Below are 14,177 nucleotides of genomic sequence, written 5' to 3'. Positions count from 1 at the left end.
TTGGTAACATATGAAGATGGTGAATATCTAATTATATCATTGAAAAAATGACTTTTTTTCATTCTTTTCCACAAAGTGGCAGATTTTCCCGCAAAGTCCCTTTTCTGCCCGCAAAACCCGCGATACAACATGATTATCGGGTAGAGTTTCAGCCGTCCTAATTGGGGCTTACGGTGTGGCCACTGCGCTGCGCCTTACGGCGAAGCTTTGTCCGAACGTGTGGGGCTTTCTTCGCAAAGGTATTGGGCAAAGTGACTGGCTTTCCGGTCATTTATATGGGGCAGGGCTTTTCGCCGAAGGGCGACAAGGAACGCTTCGTCCTGCCCGCCGATATCCGCAAGATCGTCGCCGAAGCCAGCGACAACATCAACGAAATGCTGGTGGCACGCCATGAAGAATGGCCCTGCCTGTTTGCCTGCGGCACGTCGTACAAGACCCAGCTTGCCGAGGAAATCCGTGTGAAACATGCTGCCGATGTGGCCGCCGGTCGTCCCTCTACCCGGGCACGCGACGCGCTGGTCTTCGGCAATCTGACGCGTGTGGCTTTTGACAATTCGGGCCGTTTCATCCTGCCCGCCCATATGAAACAGCAGGCCAGCATCACCGACGCGCTCTATATCCACGGCACGATGGATTATTTCACCCTGTGGTCGCCCGAGGTTCTGGCCGACATGGCGGGCGATGAATGGATCGGCCCCAAGGCGAGCTGTGAGTCCTATATGGCAGCAGCGAGGGGCCGCAAATGAGCCTTTTGGCCGCCATTCCGCATGACGCCCCGCACATTCCCGTGCTGCTCGATGAAGTCATCGGCGCGTTGGCCCCGGCAGAGGGTAAGGTCATTGTTGACGCGACGCTGGGCGCGGGCGGCTATACGCGCGCGCTGCTTGAAGCGGGCGCGACGGTGCATGCATTTGACCGTGATCCCGATGCCATTGCGGCGGCGCGCGAATGGGGTGCGGCCTATGACCGCCTGATCCTGCACCCGCGCCGCTTTTCCGAGGTGGGCGATGCGCTGATGCAGGCGGGCGTCACGGCCATTGACGGTCTGGTGGCCGACATTGGCGTCTCCTCGATGCAACTGGACCAGCAGGGCCGCGGCTTTGCCTTTTCCAGCGATGGTCCGCTTGACATGCGCATGTCGCAGGAAGGGCCGAGCGCGGCCGATTTCTGCAACGAGGCGGCCGAGGAAGAGATCGCCAACGTCCTTTACAACTATGCCGAAGAGCGCCAGTCGCGCCGCATTGCCCGCGCGATTGTCGCGGCGCGCCCGTTGGAAACGACCGGGCAACTGGCCAATGTCGTGCGTCGCGCACTGGGTTATAAGCAGGGTGCGCCCAAAGATCCGGCCACGCGCAGCTTTCAGGCCATCCGCATCCATGTGAACGATGAACTGGGCGAACTCGAAGCGCTGCTGGCAACGGCGGAAAGCCTGCTCAATCCGGGCGGGCGCCTGGCCATTGTCAGTTTTCACAGCCTCGAGGACCGCATCGTCAAGCAGTTCTTCAAGGACGCCAGCGGTGTGGCCAGCGCCACATCGCGCCACATGCCGATGACCGCAAGCGCGGCACCGGCTGTCTATACCGCTATTTCCAAAGCCATCCGTGCAGGCGAAGTCGAATTGACGCGCAACCCTCGCGCGCGTTCGGCCACCCTGCGTTTTGCCACGCGCACCGAAATTCCCGCCCGCCCTGTCCAGCCCCGGAGGTCCAAGTGAATCTGACCCGCGATCGCATGCATACGATCGGCTGGGGCATGTCCCTGGTCATTTGCCTTGCGCTTACTCTGGCGCTGACGTTCCGCGTCAATGCGGTGAAAAGTCAGGTCCGTCTGGCCGAAAGGCAGATCACGCAGTTGAAGCAGGAAAAGCTGTTTTTGGAGACCGAGTTCGAAACCCGCGCCAGCCAGCAGCAGCTTAAAGCCTTCAACGACGTGGATTTCGGTTATCAGGCGCCCACCGTGGGCCAATATCTGGAAAGCGAGCGCCAGTTGGCCGCTCTTGGCAAGCCGCGTTCGCCCGATGCGCCCGATCCGATCCGCGTGGCTTCGGCCGATGCGGTCAACGCTTCGGTGCGCACAATGATGGCCGTCGAAACCAAGCCGGCCTCGCCCTTTGCCGCCCTGACCATGGAGAGCAAGTCGGAGGCCACCCCCAAGAAGGGTAAGAAGACTGCCGATATTGCCGCCCAGCTTGCCCGTTTCTCTGGGCGCGGGTCGCAAACGGGGCACCGTGAATGAGCGCGCTGGTGGTCAGGATGAAGGATCATATGGTCGGTGGTGCCACCCCGGCGGGCGCATCGCCCCTTTCCGGTCAGGCTCCGGGGCAGGCCCGCGTGATGAAGAATTTGCGCAGCCTTGCTCTGGCCCAGGCGCGCTTTCGTGCGCTGTGGGTGCTGGTCGGCTTTGCCATGCTGATGTTGGTGGCTTTGCTGCGCATCGCGCATCTGGGCATTTCTGATCCGGGCCGTCCGGGGGGCGATGGTGCCTTGGCGGGCCTGCCGGATCGTGGTGATATTCTGGACCGTAACGGCGTGCCTTTGGCGCGCGCCTTTCCGGCCTATGCGCTCTGGTTCAATCCCAAGGCGATGGGCGAGGGATCGCCTCTGGTGCGTTCGCCTGCCGAACTGGCCGCCGCGCTGGTCAAGATTTTCCCTGATGAGGATGTGACCGAACTGACCCAGCGTCTGGCCTCGGGCAAGGCGGGCTATCTGCGCCGCCGTATTCTGCCCGAAGACGCCAACCGCATCCATGCTCTGGGTGAACCCGCGCTGGAATTCCCGCGTGAGGCCGAGCGTTATTATCCGCAGGGCACAATGGCCGCGCATATCCTTGGCTATGTCGACAGCAAGGGTGTGGGTCAGGTCGGCATGGAGGCGGTGTTCCAGAAGCAATTGACCGATCCGGCCACGCGTGGCCAACCTGCAACGCTCTCCATCGACGCTCGTGTACAGGGCGCTCTTGAAGACGAATTGATGTGGGGCATGACCCGTGCGCAGGCCAAAGGCGCGGCGGGTATCGTGCTGGACGTGGACACGGGCGAAGTGATGGCGCTGGCCTCGCTGCCCAGCTTTAACCCCAACAACCTGCGGCCGCAGGATATTTCGGACAGCGATCCCACCAAACAGGCCAATATCTTCAACCGCGCGACCAATCAGACCTATGAACTGGGCAGCGTGATGAAGCCGATTGCGGTGGCCAGCGCGATTGATGCCGGTATCATCACCAATCTGGCCAAGCGTTATCCCGCGGGGCCGCCGCTGGAAATTGCCGGGATCACCGTGCATGACCATGAAAACTATGGTTCCAGCCTGAATATCATCGAGGCGCTGATCCATTCCTCGAACATCGTTCTGGCGCAGGTCGGCGATCAATTGGGCGCGCAGCGGATGCAGTCGACGCTTAAAGCGCTGGGCTTCAGCGAGCGTCCCTATATCGAATTGCCTGCCCGTGGCCGCCCGACCTGGCCGCGTGGGGACAAGAATGGCGTGTGGTCGCGCGTGACGACGGTGACGGCCTCCTATGGCCACGGCTTTGCCATCACCCCGTTGCATCTGGCCAGCGCCTATGCCGCGATGGTCAATGGCGGGATCTGGCGCCCGGCCACGCTGCAAAAGGTCGCGCCCGATCAGGTGCCCGCCGGTCGCCGTGTGTGGCAGGCCTCGACCAGCGCGCGTATGCGGCAATTGTTGCGCTCGATTGTGGATGTGGGCACGGGGCGTACCGCCAATGCCGTCGGCTATCGCGTGGGCGGCAAGACCGGCACCGCCGAAATCGGCGACGCGCAGGGCTATCACCATGACCGCGTGGTGGCGACCTTTGCCGCCGCGTTCCCGATGGACCGCCCGCGCTATGTCGTGATCGCCACGCTGGACCAGCCCAAGGCCAACGCCGCCACCAGTTTCCAGCGCACCGCCGCGTGGAACGCCGCCCCCATCGTAGGCCGCGTGATCCCGCGTATCGGGCCGCTGCTGGGCGTGATGCCGGATGCGACGCGCGATATCGACATCAGCGATATTGCCCCGCTGATCGCCAATGGAGATGGCGAATGAGATTGTCCGACCTGATGCAAGGCATGGACAAGGTTGAGGCCGGTGACGTGGACGTCACCGGCTTTGCCATTGATAACCGCAAGGTTGCGCCGGGCAATGTGTTCGGCGCTTTCGTTGGCGCCACGGTCAATGGCGAGGATTTCATCGAGCAGGCCGTCAAGGCAGGTGCCGTGGCCGTCGTCGCCCGCCCGCAGGCTCGCGCCGACATCGAGGCAGCGGGCGCGATAGCCCTTGTCGATGAAAACCCGCGTCGTGCCTTTGCCCGTCTGGCCGCGCCTTTCTTTGCGCCCTTGCCCGAAACCGTGGTGGCCGTCACGGGCACCAATGGCAAGACCAGCACGGTTGAGATGCTGCGCCAGATCTGGCGCATGGCGGGCCATAGCGCGGCCAGTATCGGCACTCTGGGCATTACGACTGCCGATGAGGTGACCTATACCGGCCTGACCACGCCCGATGTCGTGACCTTCCTTGCCAATATGGCGGGCCTTGCGCGCGAAGGGGTCAGCCATGTTGCGTTTGAAGCATCGAGCCACGGCCTGTCGCAATATCGCAGCGAGGGGCCGCGCGTCATGGCGGCGGGCTTTACCAATCTGAGCCGCGACCATCTCGACTATCACGCGACGATGGAGGATTATTTCGTCGCCAAGATGCGCCTGTTCGACGAAGTGGTGGTGGATGGCGGAACCGGCGTGATTTGGGCCGATGATGCGTGGAGCGAGCGGGCCATCGCCCATGTCCGCCAACGTGGCCTGCGTTTGATGACGGTTGGCGCGGCGGGCGATACGATCCGTCTGCTGGGCCGTGAACCGGGGCCGTTGGGGCAGGTTTTGACGATTGTCCATGATGGTGTGGAGCGGAAAATCAACCTGCCGCTGATCGGCGCCTATCAGGCGGCCAATGCGCTGGTGGCGGCGGGATTGGCGCTGGCAAGTGGTTTGACGGCGGGCCAAGTGTTTGATGCTTTGGGGCGTCTTGCCCCGGTGCGTGGGCGGTTGGAGCGCGCGGCGATCAATGGCGCTGGGGCGCCTGCCTATGTCGATTACGCCCATACGCCCGACGCGCTGGAGGCGGCGATTGCCGCCTTGCGCCCGCATACAAAGGGCCGCTTGATCGTTGTGTTTGGTGCGGGCGGCGATCGTGACGCGGGCAAGCGTGCCCCCATGGGCCGCATTGCCGCCGACCTGTCCGACATTGCGATTGTGACCGATGACAACCCCCGCGGCGAAGACCCCGCCGCCATTCGCGCCGCGGTGATTGCGGGCGCTCCGGGCCGTCTGATCGAGGTCGGCAATCGGCGCGATGCGATTTTTCAGGGGACAGCGCTGGCGAAAAGGGATGACATCCTGCTCATCGCAGGCAAAGGGCACGAACAGGGGCAGATCATCGGGCGCGGCAACGAGGCCCGTGTTCTGCCATTTGACGATGTGACCGTGGCGCGCGAAGCGTCCGGGGAGAAAATGTGATGGCGGCAAAAGCGAAACTGCGGGAATGGCCTGTGACGGCAGAGGATGGCAAACCTCTGGCGCTTTGGACTTTGGCGCAAGTGGCCGAGGCCACGGGCGGCGTGGCCCATGGCGAGGCGCAGATTTCCAATGTCGCCACCGATTCGCGTGAAATCGTCGAAGGCGGCCTGTTCTTTGCCATGCGCGGCGAGGCGATGGACGGGCACAAGTTTATCGACAAGGCGTTCGAATTGGGCGCGGTGGCGGCTGTTGTGGAACAGCCGATCGACCGCCCGCATGTGCTGGTCAAGGACAGCTTTGCCGCGCTTCAGGCTCTGGCCCGCGCGGCGCGGGGGCGCATCCTGCCCGAAGCGCGGGTGATCGGCGTGACCGGGTCGGTCGGCAAGACCAGCGTCAAGGAAGCCATCTTTGCCGCGCTGGAACGTTCCAGCCATGGCCGCGCCCATCGCAGCGTCAAAAGCTATAACAACCATGTCGGCGTGCCTTTGAGCATGACCCGGATGCCGCAGCGCACGCTGTATGGCATTTTGGAAATGGGCATGAACCACGCGGGCGAGATCAGCGATCTGACCGCTTTGGCCCGCCCGCATATCGCGGTAATCACCACGATTGCCCCCGCGCATATCGAAAATCTGGGCAGCGAGGAGGCAATTGCCGACGCCAAGGCCGAGATTTTTGAAGGCTTGCAAGGGTTTGAAGGTGCCGAAGGCGGCATCGCCATCATCCCGGCCGACAGCCCGCATTTCGAACGTCTGCGCGATGCGGCCGTGGCGCGCGGGGCGCAGGTCATGTCCTTTGGCCGCGCGGCCCATTCCGATATCCGTTTGCTCGATGCCTTGCCGGGCATGTTGGGCGGGACGCTGGTGACGGTGGATCTGGGCGATTCGCGCCTGTGCTATTCGGTGGCGATGCCGGGCGAACATTGGGTCATCAACTCGCTGGCCGTGGTGGCGACGGTGCGTGCGGTGGGCGGCGATCTGGGCGCGACGGGCCTTGCCTTGGCCGAGATGCAGGGGTTGGCCGGGCGTGGACAGCGCAGCGGCATCCGCACCGCCGATGGTGGCAAGGCGTTGATGATCGATGAAAGCTATAATGCCAATCCGGCCTCGATGCGCGCTTCGTTGGCGGTGCTGGGGGCCGAACATGGCGTGGCGACCAAGGGGCGCCGCATCGCCGTGCTGGGCGCGATGAAGGAATTGGGCGATTTTGGCCCCTCGCTTCACGCTGCTCTGGCCGAGCCGATGATGGCGGCCAAGGTCGATTTTGCCGTTCTGGTGGGCGATGAAATGGCCGCTTTGGCGCAGGAGTTGGGGAAATCAGCCCAAAGCGCGCTTGGCAAGGCCATCCCCTTCGCCCATTGCAAAAATGTACAGGAAGCCGCGAGCGCTCTGGCCGACTATGGTTTGGTCAATGGTGATGCGGTGCTTGTCAAAGGATCAAACTCGGTGGGGCTGGGGGCGTTGGTTTCCTCGCTTGCCAAACAATAATTGACGGGTCGCCATGCTCTATCTCCTTGCCCAATGGTTCCATTTTCCGGGTTTGGCCAACCTGATCCGCTATCAGACGTTTCGCGCGGGCGCGGCTCTGGCCACGGCGCTGCTGATCGGTCTGATCATTGGTCCGCGTTTTATCAACATGCTGCGCATGAAGCAGGGCAAGGGACAGCCGATCCGCGAAGATGGGCCCAAAACCCATTTGGCCAAGCGCGGCACGCCCACGATGGGCGGGTTGATGATCCTGATCTCGCTGATGGGCTCGGTCTTTTTGTGGATGGATCTGTCCAATCCGCTGGTCTGGGCGTGTATCGCGGTGACGGCGGGCTTTGGCCTGATCGGTTTCCTTGACGATTATGACAAGGTCAAGAAGCGTTCGACCGCAGGCGTTTCGAGCAAGGCGCGCCTGATCGGGGAATTTCTGGTCGCGGGTGTGGCCAGCTGGATCATGGTCGCCCATATCGGCAAGACCGACCTCTATCTGCCCTTTTTCAGCAAGGTCTATGTGCCGCTGGGGCCGATCTATTTCCTGTTTTCCGCCTTTGTCATCGTGGGCGCGGGCAATGCGGTCAACCTGACCGATGGGCTTGACGGTCTGGCGACGATGCCGGTCATTATCGCGGCGGGCACTTTTGCGATCATCGCCTATCTGGTGGGCCGCGTGGACTATGCTGCTTACCTTGGCATTCCCCATGTGCCGCGCGCGGGCGATCTGGCGATTTTCTGTGCGGCCATCATGGGGGGCGGTCTGGCCTTCCTGTGGTTCAATGCGCCGCCGGCGGCTGTGTTCATGGGTGATACCGGGTCGCTGGCGCTTGGCGGCGCTCTGGGCGCGATTGCCGTGGCCAGCCATCATGAAATCGTTCTGGGCATTGTGGGCGGCCTGTTTGTGCTGGAAGCCGTATCGGTGATCGTTCAGGTTTTCTGGTACAAGCGTACCGGCAAGAGGGTTTTCCGCATGGCACCGATCCATCATCACTTTGAACAAAAGGGCTGGGCCGAACCGACGGTGGTGATCCGGTTCTGGATCGTGTCGATCATTCTGGCCCTGATCGGCCTTTCGACGCTGAAGGTACGATGATTACCGCGCCTGCCATGACCGGGGCCTTTGCGGGCAAACATTATGCCTTGCTTGGGCTGGCGCGCAGCGGACAGGCGGCTTTGGCCTCGCTGCTGGCGGGGGGTGCCAGTGTCATGGCGTGGGACGCCAAGGAAGAACCGCGCGCCGCCGCCGCCAGCGCCCATGCGCAAGCGGTCGAGGAAGGGCGCCTGACCTTTGGCGATCCGGTTGCGGCGGATCTGAAAGGTTATGCCGGGGTTGTCGTCTCGCCCGGTGTGCCGATCAATCGCCACCCCATCGCCGATGCGGCCCGCGCGGGCGGTGCGCCTTTGGTCTGCGATATCGAATTGTTTGCGCAATGCCGCGCATGGTTGCCCGCGCATAAGGTGATTGGCATCACCGGGACCAATGGCAAATCCACCACGACGGCCCTGACGCGCCATTTGATCGAGGCGGCGGGCATCCCTGTCCTGATGGGCGGCAATATCGGTCTGCCGATTTTGGGGCAGGAGGCGCTGCCCGCTGGCGGCGTCTATGTGCTGGAACTCTCCTCCTATCAGATCGACCTGACGCAGAGCCTCGATTGCGAGGTGGCGATGTGCCTCAACGTCTCGCCCGATCATCTGGATCGCTATGATGACGGCTATCCCGGCTATGTCGCGTCCAAGGCGCGGCTGTTCGGAATGCAGGCGATCGGCAATCTTGCCATTGTCGATTATGCCGCCGAGATGGAGGATGACATCCTGCGTTTCGCGCCGCAGGGGCAACCGTTCCAATTTATCGATGGCGTCGATCTGCCCGGCAATCAGGCCGAATGGCCATCGCTGCAAGGTCCGCATAACCGCGCCAATGCGCAGGCGGCGGTGGCGGCGGTGCGCGCGCTCGGCGTCGATGATGCGGTGATCGAGGCGGGGCTGAAAAGCTTTGTCGGACTGCCGCACCGGATGGAGCGGGTGGGGCAGGCCGACGGCGTCCTGTTTATCAACGATTCCAAGGCGACCAATCCTGCCTCGACCGCGCCCGCTCTGGCGGCATTTCCGCCTGCCGATGGGCATAAGCGCATCCATTGGATTTGCGGCGGTTTGCCCAAGGGCGATGATCTGGACGAATGCGCGCCGTGGTTCGGCAATATTGCGGCGGCCTATACGATTGGTGATGCAGGGCAGCGTTTTTCGGAAATCCTCTCGCCCTATATGCCGGTCGCACGCGCCGAAATGATGTGCGAGGCGATCCGTCTGGCCAAGGATGCGGCGCAACCGGGCGATGTCGTCCTGCTGTCCCCGGCCTGCGCCAGTTTTGACCAGTTCCGCGATTATGAGGCGCGCGGCGAGACGTTCCGCCAGATTGTCGAAGTCCTCACCTCGCCCGAAGGCGGAGATTGCGTCTGATGGCAAGCCTGCCCCACGAAGATCCGGCGGCCAGCACACGCTATGTTCCCGGTTCGCGGGGCGGCGCCAAACAACGCAAGACAAGGCGCACCGACTGGATCGTGTGGTGGCGCGAGATTGACCGCGTGCTGCTGGTGCTTGTGCTGGCGCTGATGGCGATCGGCACGCTGGCCGTGGCGGCGGCAAGTCCGGCCAGTGCGCGCCGCCTGTCCACCGCCAAGGTGAAGCTGGACGACCTCTATTTCTTCATGGCCCATATTCGGTGGCAGGCGCTGGGCCTGATCGCGATGCTGGGCGCCTCGCGGCTCAGCCGGGATATGGCGCGGCGTTGCGGCATCGTGCTGGGCATTGCGATGATGATCGGGCTGTTGTTGGTGCCGATTGTCGGCACGACGGTCAATGGCGCCAAGCGCTGGCTCAATCTGGGCATTTCGCTTCAGCCTTCCGAGTTTCTGAAACCCGCCTTTGCCATCACGCTGGCGTGGGTGGTTTCGTGGAAATTGCGCGATCCGCGCATGCCGGTGATAATGATCTGTACCGGGGTGATGGGGCTGGTCGGCTTGCTGCTGATGCTTCAGCCTGACTTTGGTTCGGCGGTGCTGTTTGGCGCGGTGTGGTTTGTGATGATGCTGATCGCGGGCCTGCCGGTGCGTTGGGTGCTGGGGGTGATCGGCGGCGGCGTCGCGCTGATCGGTCTGACCTATGCTTTTTACGAAAACGGGCGTCATCGTATCGATGCGTTCCTTGGCGGCGGCACGGCCTTTGACCAGGTTGACCTTGCGCGCCACACGCTGGTCGCAGGCGGCTGGACGGGCAGCGGACTTTGGCTGGGCACGAAGAAGCTGGGCCTGCCCGAGGCGCATACCGACTATATTTTCTCGGTCATTGGCGAGGAATTTGGTCTGTTGATGTGCGCCTTGGTGGTGGTGCTTTATTTCGCGGTGGTGGCGCGGGTGCTGATCCGCCTGTCGGATGAGGAAGACCTGTTCACCGTTCTGGCGGCCAGCGGCCTTGTCGCGCAATTGGGCGGTCAGGCCTTCATCAACATTCTGGTGAACCTGCAACTTTTCCCGTCCAAGGGCATGACCTTGCCGCTGATTTCCTATGGCGGCTCCTCGACGCTGGCGCTTTGTCTCAATGTCGGGTTCCTGCTGGCCATTACGCGGCGAAACCCCTATCTGAAACGCGATCCTTTCGCCCCGAAAGGGCATCCTGCGATCCTGAGCCTGTTCAAATGACCATGCAAAATGAACCCAGAGTTTCCCGTCATTACGTTCTGGCCGCAGGGGGCACCGGGGGGCATCTGATCCCGGCCTTTGCGCTGGCGGCGGAATTGCACGCACGCGGCCACCATGTCGCGCTGATCACCGACGAACGCGGGGCGGCCATTCCGGGCAAGCCGGATTATTTGACCGCGCATGTGCTGCCTGCGGGCCGGTTGCAGGGGAAAAACCCGCTTCTCTGGATCAAGGGGCTGCGCGCGATCTGGGCGGGGCGGGCGATGGCGTTGCGCCTGTTCGACAGTTTCGCTCCGGCCTGTGTGATTGGTTTTGGCGGTTATCCGGCGTTGCCCGCTTTGCTGGCGGCGACTTCGGCGGGCATTCCGGCGGTGATCCATGAACAGAATGCGGTGCTGGGCCGGGTCAACCGGTTCCTTGCGGGCCGGGTTCAGGCGATTGCCACCTCTTGCCCCGATGTTGACCGATTGGACGCCAAGCATCACGCCAAGGTCGCTCTGGTTGGCAATCCGGTGCGTGAGGAAGTGCTTGAGCTGCGTGATCAACCATTCCCGGCCTTTGGCGAGGATGGCTTGCTGCGCGTGCTGGTGACGGGCGGATCGCAGGGCGCGCGTGTCCTGTCTGAAGTTGTGCCCGATGGTCTGGCCATGTTGCCGACCGCTTTGCGCACCCGGCTTCAGGTGATCCAGCAGTGCCGCCCGGAAGACATTGACGCAGTGCGCGAACGTTATCGCGCCCATGACATTCCCGCCGAACTTGGCACCTATTTCGAAAATATGGCCGAGCGTCTGGCCGACGCGCATCTGTTCATCGGGCGCGCCGGGGCCAGCACCATTGCCGAATTGACCGCCGTTGGGCGCCCCGCGATCCTGATTCCGCTGCCCATCGCAACCGACGATCATCAGGCCGCCAACACGCGTGAGATCGTGTCGGCAGGCGGCGCGCGGGCAATCCGTCAGGACAAGTTTTCCGCCGTTGAATTGGCCAAGCAAATTCAGGCCATCGCCAAGAGCCCCGAGGCCTTGGCCAATGCCGCCCATGCGGCGTGGAATTGCGGTCGGCCCCACGCGGCCACCGATCTGGCCGATTTGGTCGAAGGTTTTGGGCAGGCGCCCTTGATGGATGTGATCCGGGTCGGCCACGGGGCCGAAGCTGGTTTTAAGGAGCAAATTGCGTGAAGGGCGTCGCGACCGATATTGGCACTATCCACTTTGTCGGCATTGGCGGCATTGGCATGTCCGGCATTGCCGAGGTGATGGCCAATCTGGGCTATAGCGTCCAAGGGTCGGACATCGCCGAAAGCTATGTCGTCGAAGGTTTGCGCAAGCGAGGCATCAAAGTGATGATCGGCCACGCGGCGGAAAACGTCGGCGATGCGGCGGTGGTGGTCACCTCTACGGCGGTGAAGCGTGAGAACCCGGAAGTGGTGGCCGCCCTTGAGGCGCGCATCCCGGTGGTGCGCCGCGCGGAAATGCTGGCCGAACTGATGCGGTTGAAAAGCACGGTGGCGATTGCCGGCACGCATGGCAAGACGACGACGACCTCGATGGTGGCCGCGCTGCTGGATGCGGGCGGGGTGGACCCCACGGTCATCAATGGCGGGATCATCAACAGCTACGGCTCGAATGCGCGTTTGGGCGCGTCGGACTGGATGGTGGTCGAGGCGGACGAATCGGACGGCTCGTTCCTGCGTCTGGACGGCACGATTGCGGTGGTGACCAATATCGACCCGGAGCATCTCGACCATTACGGCTCGTTCGACAAGGTGAAGAGCAGCTTTGTCGAATTCATTGAAAATGTGCCGTTCTATGGCGCGGCTGTGCTGTGCATCGACCATCCCGTGGTGCAGGCGATCATCCCCAAGGTGCGCGACCGCCGCGTGATCACCTATGGTTTTTCGGCCCAGGCCGACGTGCGCGGTGAGGCCGTGACCCCCTATCCGGGCGGCAACCGCTTCACCGCCGTGCTGCGCCAGCGCGACGGCAGCTTCCGCCGGATCGAGGGTATCGAATTGCCGATGCCGGGCCGCCACAATGTCCAGAATGCGCTGGCGGCGGTGGCGGTCGCGGTGGAAATGGGCGTTTCGGAAGATGTCATCCGCACCGGTTTCGCCAAATTCGGCGGGGTCAAGCGCCGCTTTACCAAGGTGGGCGAGGTTGATGGCGTGACCATCATCGACGATTACGGCCACCACCCGGTCGAAATCCGCGCCGTTCTGGCCGCCGCGCGCGAGGGCGTGCAGAACCGCGTGATCGCCGTGGTTCAGCCGCATCGCTTCACGCGCCTGCGCGATCATATGGATGATTTTGCCGCCGCCTTTAACGATGCCGATATCGTCTATGCCGCGCCGGTCTATCCGGCCGGTGAACAGCCGATCGAGGGCGTTGATTCGGCGGCTCTTGTCGCGGGCATCAAGGATCGCGGACATCGCAGCGCGCATTTGATTACTGGCGCTGACAATCTGGCGCAGGCTCTGGCCGGACAGGTTCAGCCCGGCGATATGGTCGTGTGCCTTGGCGCGGGCGATATCACCAAATGGGCGGCGGGATTGGCCGACGCCATTCGCGCGCAAAAGGCGCTCTGATGGCTTTTCCCGAAGTTGGTCAGATCAAGGTTGCGGGCAAGCTGACGGCGGATGCGCCGTTGGCTCCTTTGGTGTGGTTCAAGAGCGGCGGGCGGGCCGAATGGCTGTTTGAGCCCAAGGATGTGGCCGATCTTTGCGCATTTTTGGAGCAATTGCCGCCGCCGGTGCCGGTGATGGCGCTCGGCTTGGGGTCGAACCTGATCGTGCGCGATGGCGGGGTGCCGGGCGTGGTGATCCGGTTGGGCAAGGCCTTTGCCCGCGTGGAAAAGGTTGACGATCTGACGCTGGAATGCGGCGGGGGGGCTTCGGGCATTCTCGTTTCGTCCACGGCGCGCGATCATGGCATTGCGGGGCTGGAGTTTCTGCGTTCGATCCCCGGCACGGTGGGCGGATTTGTCCGCATGAATGGCGGGGCTTATGGGCGCGAGGTCAAGGACATTCTGGTCGATTGTGACGTGGTGATCCGCAGCGGTGAGATCGCAACCCTGCCTTTAAGCGAGTTGGGTTACACCTATCGTCATTCCGATCTGGTTGATGGCTGCACCGTGGTGGCGGCGCGGTTTCGCGGCGTGCCGGGCGAGGCGCAGGCCATTCAGGCCGAAATGGACCGCATCAGCGCTTCGCGCGAGGCCAGCCAGCCCTTGCGGTCGAAAACCGGGGGCAGCACGTTCAAGAACCCAGATGGCGCGCGCGCATGGGAACTGGTCGACCGCGCCGGTTGCCGGGGCCTGACCCTAGGCGGGGCACAGGTCAGCGAAAAGCACACCAATTTCCTGATCAACACCGGCGAGGCGACCAGCGCGGAGATCGAGGCGCTGGGCGAGGAAGTGCGCCGCCGGGTGCTGGACCAGTCTGGCGTCAGCCTTGAATGGGAAATCAAGCGGGTTGGTGAGCCGTGAGCTATC

The 14,177-nt window shown here is 62.9% G+C and carries 12 protein-coding genes; all 12 read left to right on the top strand.

Translation table 11 applies throughout. The features are described from left to right. Nucleotides 1-242: 242 nt before the first annotated feature. Nucleotides 243-746, top strand: a complete 504-nt coding sequence (locus tag ACZ9HU_RS04670) for a division/cell wall cluster transcriptional repressor MraZ (RefSeq protein WP_476102854.1) — start codon at nt 243-245, stop codon at nt 744-746. After that, nucleotides 743-1,714: a 16S rRNA (cytosine(1402)-N(4))-methyltransferase RsmH gene (gene rsmH / locus ACZ9HU_RS04665; protein ID WP_476102852.1), complete on the top strand. Its 972-nt coding sequence runs from the start codon at nt 743-745 to the stop codon at nt 1,712-1,714. The genes ACZ9HU_RS04670 and rsmH overlap by 4 nt, the downstream gene beginning before the upstream one ends. Continuing rightward, nucleotides 1,711-2,235: a hypothetical protein gene (locus ACZ9HU_RS04660; RefSeq protein ID WP_476102850.1), complete on the top strand. Its 525-nt coding sequence runs from the start codon at nt 1,711-1,713 to the stop codon at nt 2,233-2,235. Before rsmH ends, ACZ9HU_RS04660 begins: the two co-directional genes overlap by 4 nt. Before the next feature lie 98 nt (nt 2,236-2,333). Next, complete coding sequence (locus tag ACZ9HU_RS04655; RefSeq protein ID WP_476103067.1) at nt 2,334-4,046, top strand: peptidoglycan D,D-transpeptidase FtsI family protein; 1,713 nt, start codon at nt 2,334-2,336, stop codon at nt 4,044-4,046. Next, nucleotides 4,043-5,509 (top strand): UDP-N-acetylmuramoyl-L-alanyl-D-glutamate--2,6-diaminopimelate ligase, encoded by a 1,467-nt coding sequence (locus ACZ9HU_RS04650; protein ID WP_476102848.1) that lies wholly within the window; start codon nt 4,043-4,045, stop codon nt 5,507-5,509. Before ACZ9HU_RS04655 ends, ACZ9HU_RS04650 begins: the two co-directional genes overlap by 4 nt. Next, nucleotides 5,509-6,996, top strand: coding sequence for a UDP-N-acetylmuramoyl-tripeptide--D-alanyl-D-alanine ligase (locus ACZ9HU_RS04645; RefSeq protein WP_476102846.1), 1,488 nt, complete (start codon nt 5,509-5,511; stop codon nt 6,994-6,996). Before ACZ9HU_RS04650 ends, ACZ9HU_RS04645 begins: the two co-directional genes overlap by 1 nt. Before the next feature lie 13 nt (nt 6,997-7,009). Continuing rightward, nucleotides 7,010-8,083, top strand: coding sequence for a phospho-N-acetylmuramoyl-pentapeptide-transferase (gene mraY, locus ACZ9HU_RS04640; RefSeq protein WP_476102844.1), 1,074 nt, complete (start codon nt 7,010-7,012; stop codon nt 8,081-8,083). Then, on the top strand, nt 8,080-9,450 hold the full coding sequence (gene murD / locus ACZ9HU_RS04635) for a UDP-N-acetylmuramoyl-L-alanine--D-glutamate ligase (RefSeq protein ID WP_476102842.1): 1,371 nt from the start codon (nt 8,080-8,082) through the stop codon (nt 9,448-9,450). Before mraY ends, murD begins: the two co-directional genes overlap by 4 nt. Then, on the top strand, nt 9,450-10,688 hold the full coding sequence (locus tag ACZ9HU_RS04630) for an FtsW/RodA/SpoVE family cell cycle protein (RefSeq protein ID WP_476102840.1): 1,239 nt from the start codon (nt 9,450-9,452) through the stop codon (nt 10,686-10,688). Before murD ends, ACZ9HU_RS04630 begins: the two co-directional genes overlap by 1 nt. Beyond that, nucleotides 10,685-11,866: an undecaprenyldiphospho-muramoylpentapeptide beta-N-acetylglucosaminyltransferase gene (gene murG, locus ACZ9HU_RS04625; RefSeq protein ID WP_476102838.1), complete on the top strand. Its 1,182-nt coding sequence runs from the start codon at nt 10,685-10,687 to the stop codon at nt 11,864-11,866. Before ACZ9HU_RS04630 ends, murG begins: the two co-directional genes overlap by 4 nt. Further along, nucleotides 11,863-13,272 carry a UDP-N-acetylmuramate--L-alanine ligase gene (gene murC / locus ACZ9HU_RS04620; RefSeq protein WP_476102836.1) on the top strand — a complete coding sequence of 470 codons (1,410 nt, stop codon included), beginning with the start codon at nt 11,863-11,865 and terminating at the stop codon, nt 13,270-13,272. Before murG ends, murC begins: the two co-directional genes overlap by 4 nt. Further along, a complete protein-coding gene (gene murB / locus ACZ9HU_RS04615; protein ID WP_476102833.1) occupies nt 13,272-14,171 on the top strand; it encodes a UDP-N-acetylmuramate dehydrogenase in 900 nt (299 codons plus the stop codon). Before murC ends, murB begins: the two co-directional genes overlap by 1 nt. Nucleotides 14,172-14,177: the final 6 nt, after the last annotated feature.

The organism is Novosphingobium sp. Sphag1I (assembly GCF_056279125.1).
The sequence above is the reverse complement of the archived record's forward strand: the minus strand, read 5'-3'. Positions and strand labels throughout refer to the sequence as shown.

Excerpts from the sequence above, each read along its gene's own strand:
- rsmH (WP_476102852.1), top strand. The coding sequence starts at position 743 with ATGAGCCTTTTGGCCGCCATTCCGCATGACGCCCCGCACATTCCCGTG.
- ACZ9HU_RS04655 (WP_476103067.1), top strand. The coding sequence starts at position 2,334 with ATGAAGAATTTGCGCAGCCTTGCTCTGGCCCAGGCGCGCTTTCGTGCG.
- ACZ9HU_RS04650 (WP_476102848.1), top strand. The coding sequence starts at position 4,043 with ATGAGATTGTCCGACCTGATGCAAGGCATGGACAAGGTTGAGGCCGGT.
- ACZ9HU_RS04645 (WP_476102846.1), top strand. The coding sequence starts at position 5,509 with ATGGCGGCAAAAGCGAAACTGCGGGAATGGCCTGTGACGGCAGAGGAT.
- mraY (WP_476102844.1), top strand. The coding sequence starts at position 7,010 with ATGCTCTATCTCCTTGCCCAATGGTTCCATTTTCCGGGTTTGGCCAAC.
- murD (WP_476102842.1), top strand. The coding sequence starts at position 8,080 with ATGATTACCGCGCCTGCCATGACCGGGGCCTTTGCGGGCAAACATTAT.
- ACZ9HU_RS04630 (WP_476102840.1), top strand. The coding sequence starts at position 9,450 with ATGGCAAGCCTGCCCCACGAAGATCCGGCGGCCAGCACACGCTATGTT.
- murG (WP_476102838.1), top strand. The coding sequence starts at position 10,685 with ATGACCATGCAAAATGAACCCAGAGTTTCCCGTCATTACGTTCTGGCC.
- murB (WP_476102833.1), top strand. The coding sequence starts at position 13,272 with ATGGCTTTTCCCGAAGTTGGTCAGATCAAGGTTGCGGGCAAGCTGACG.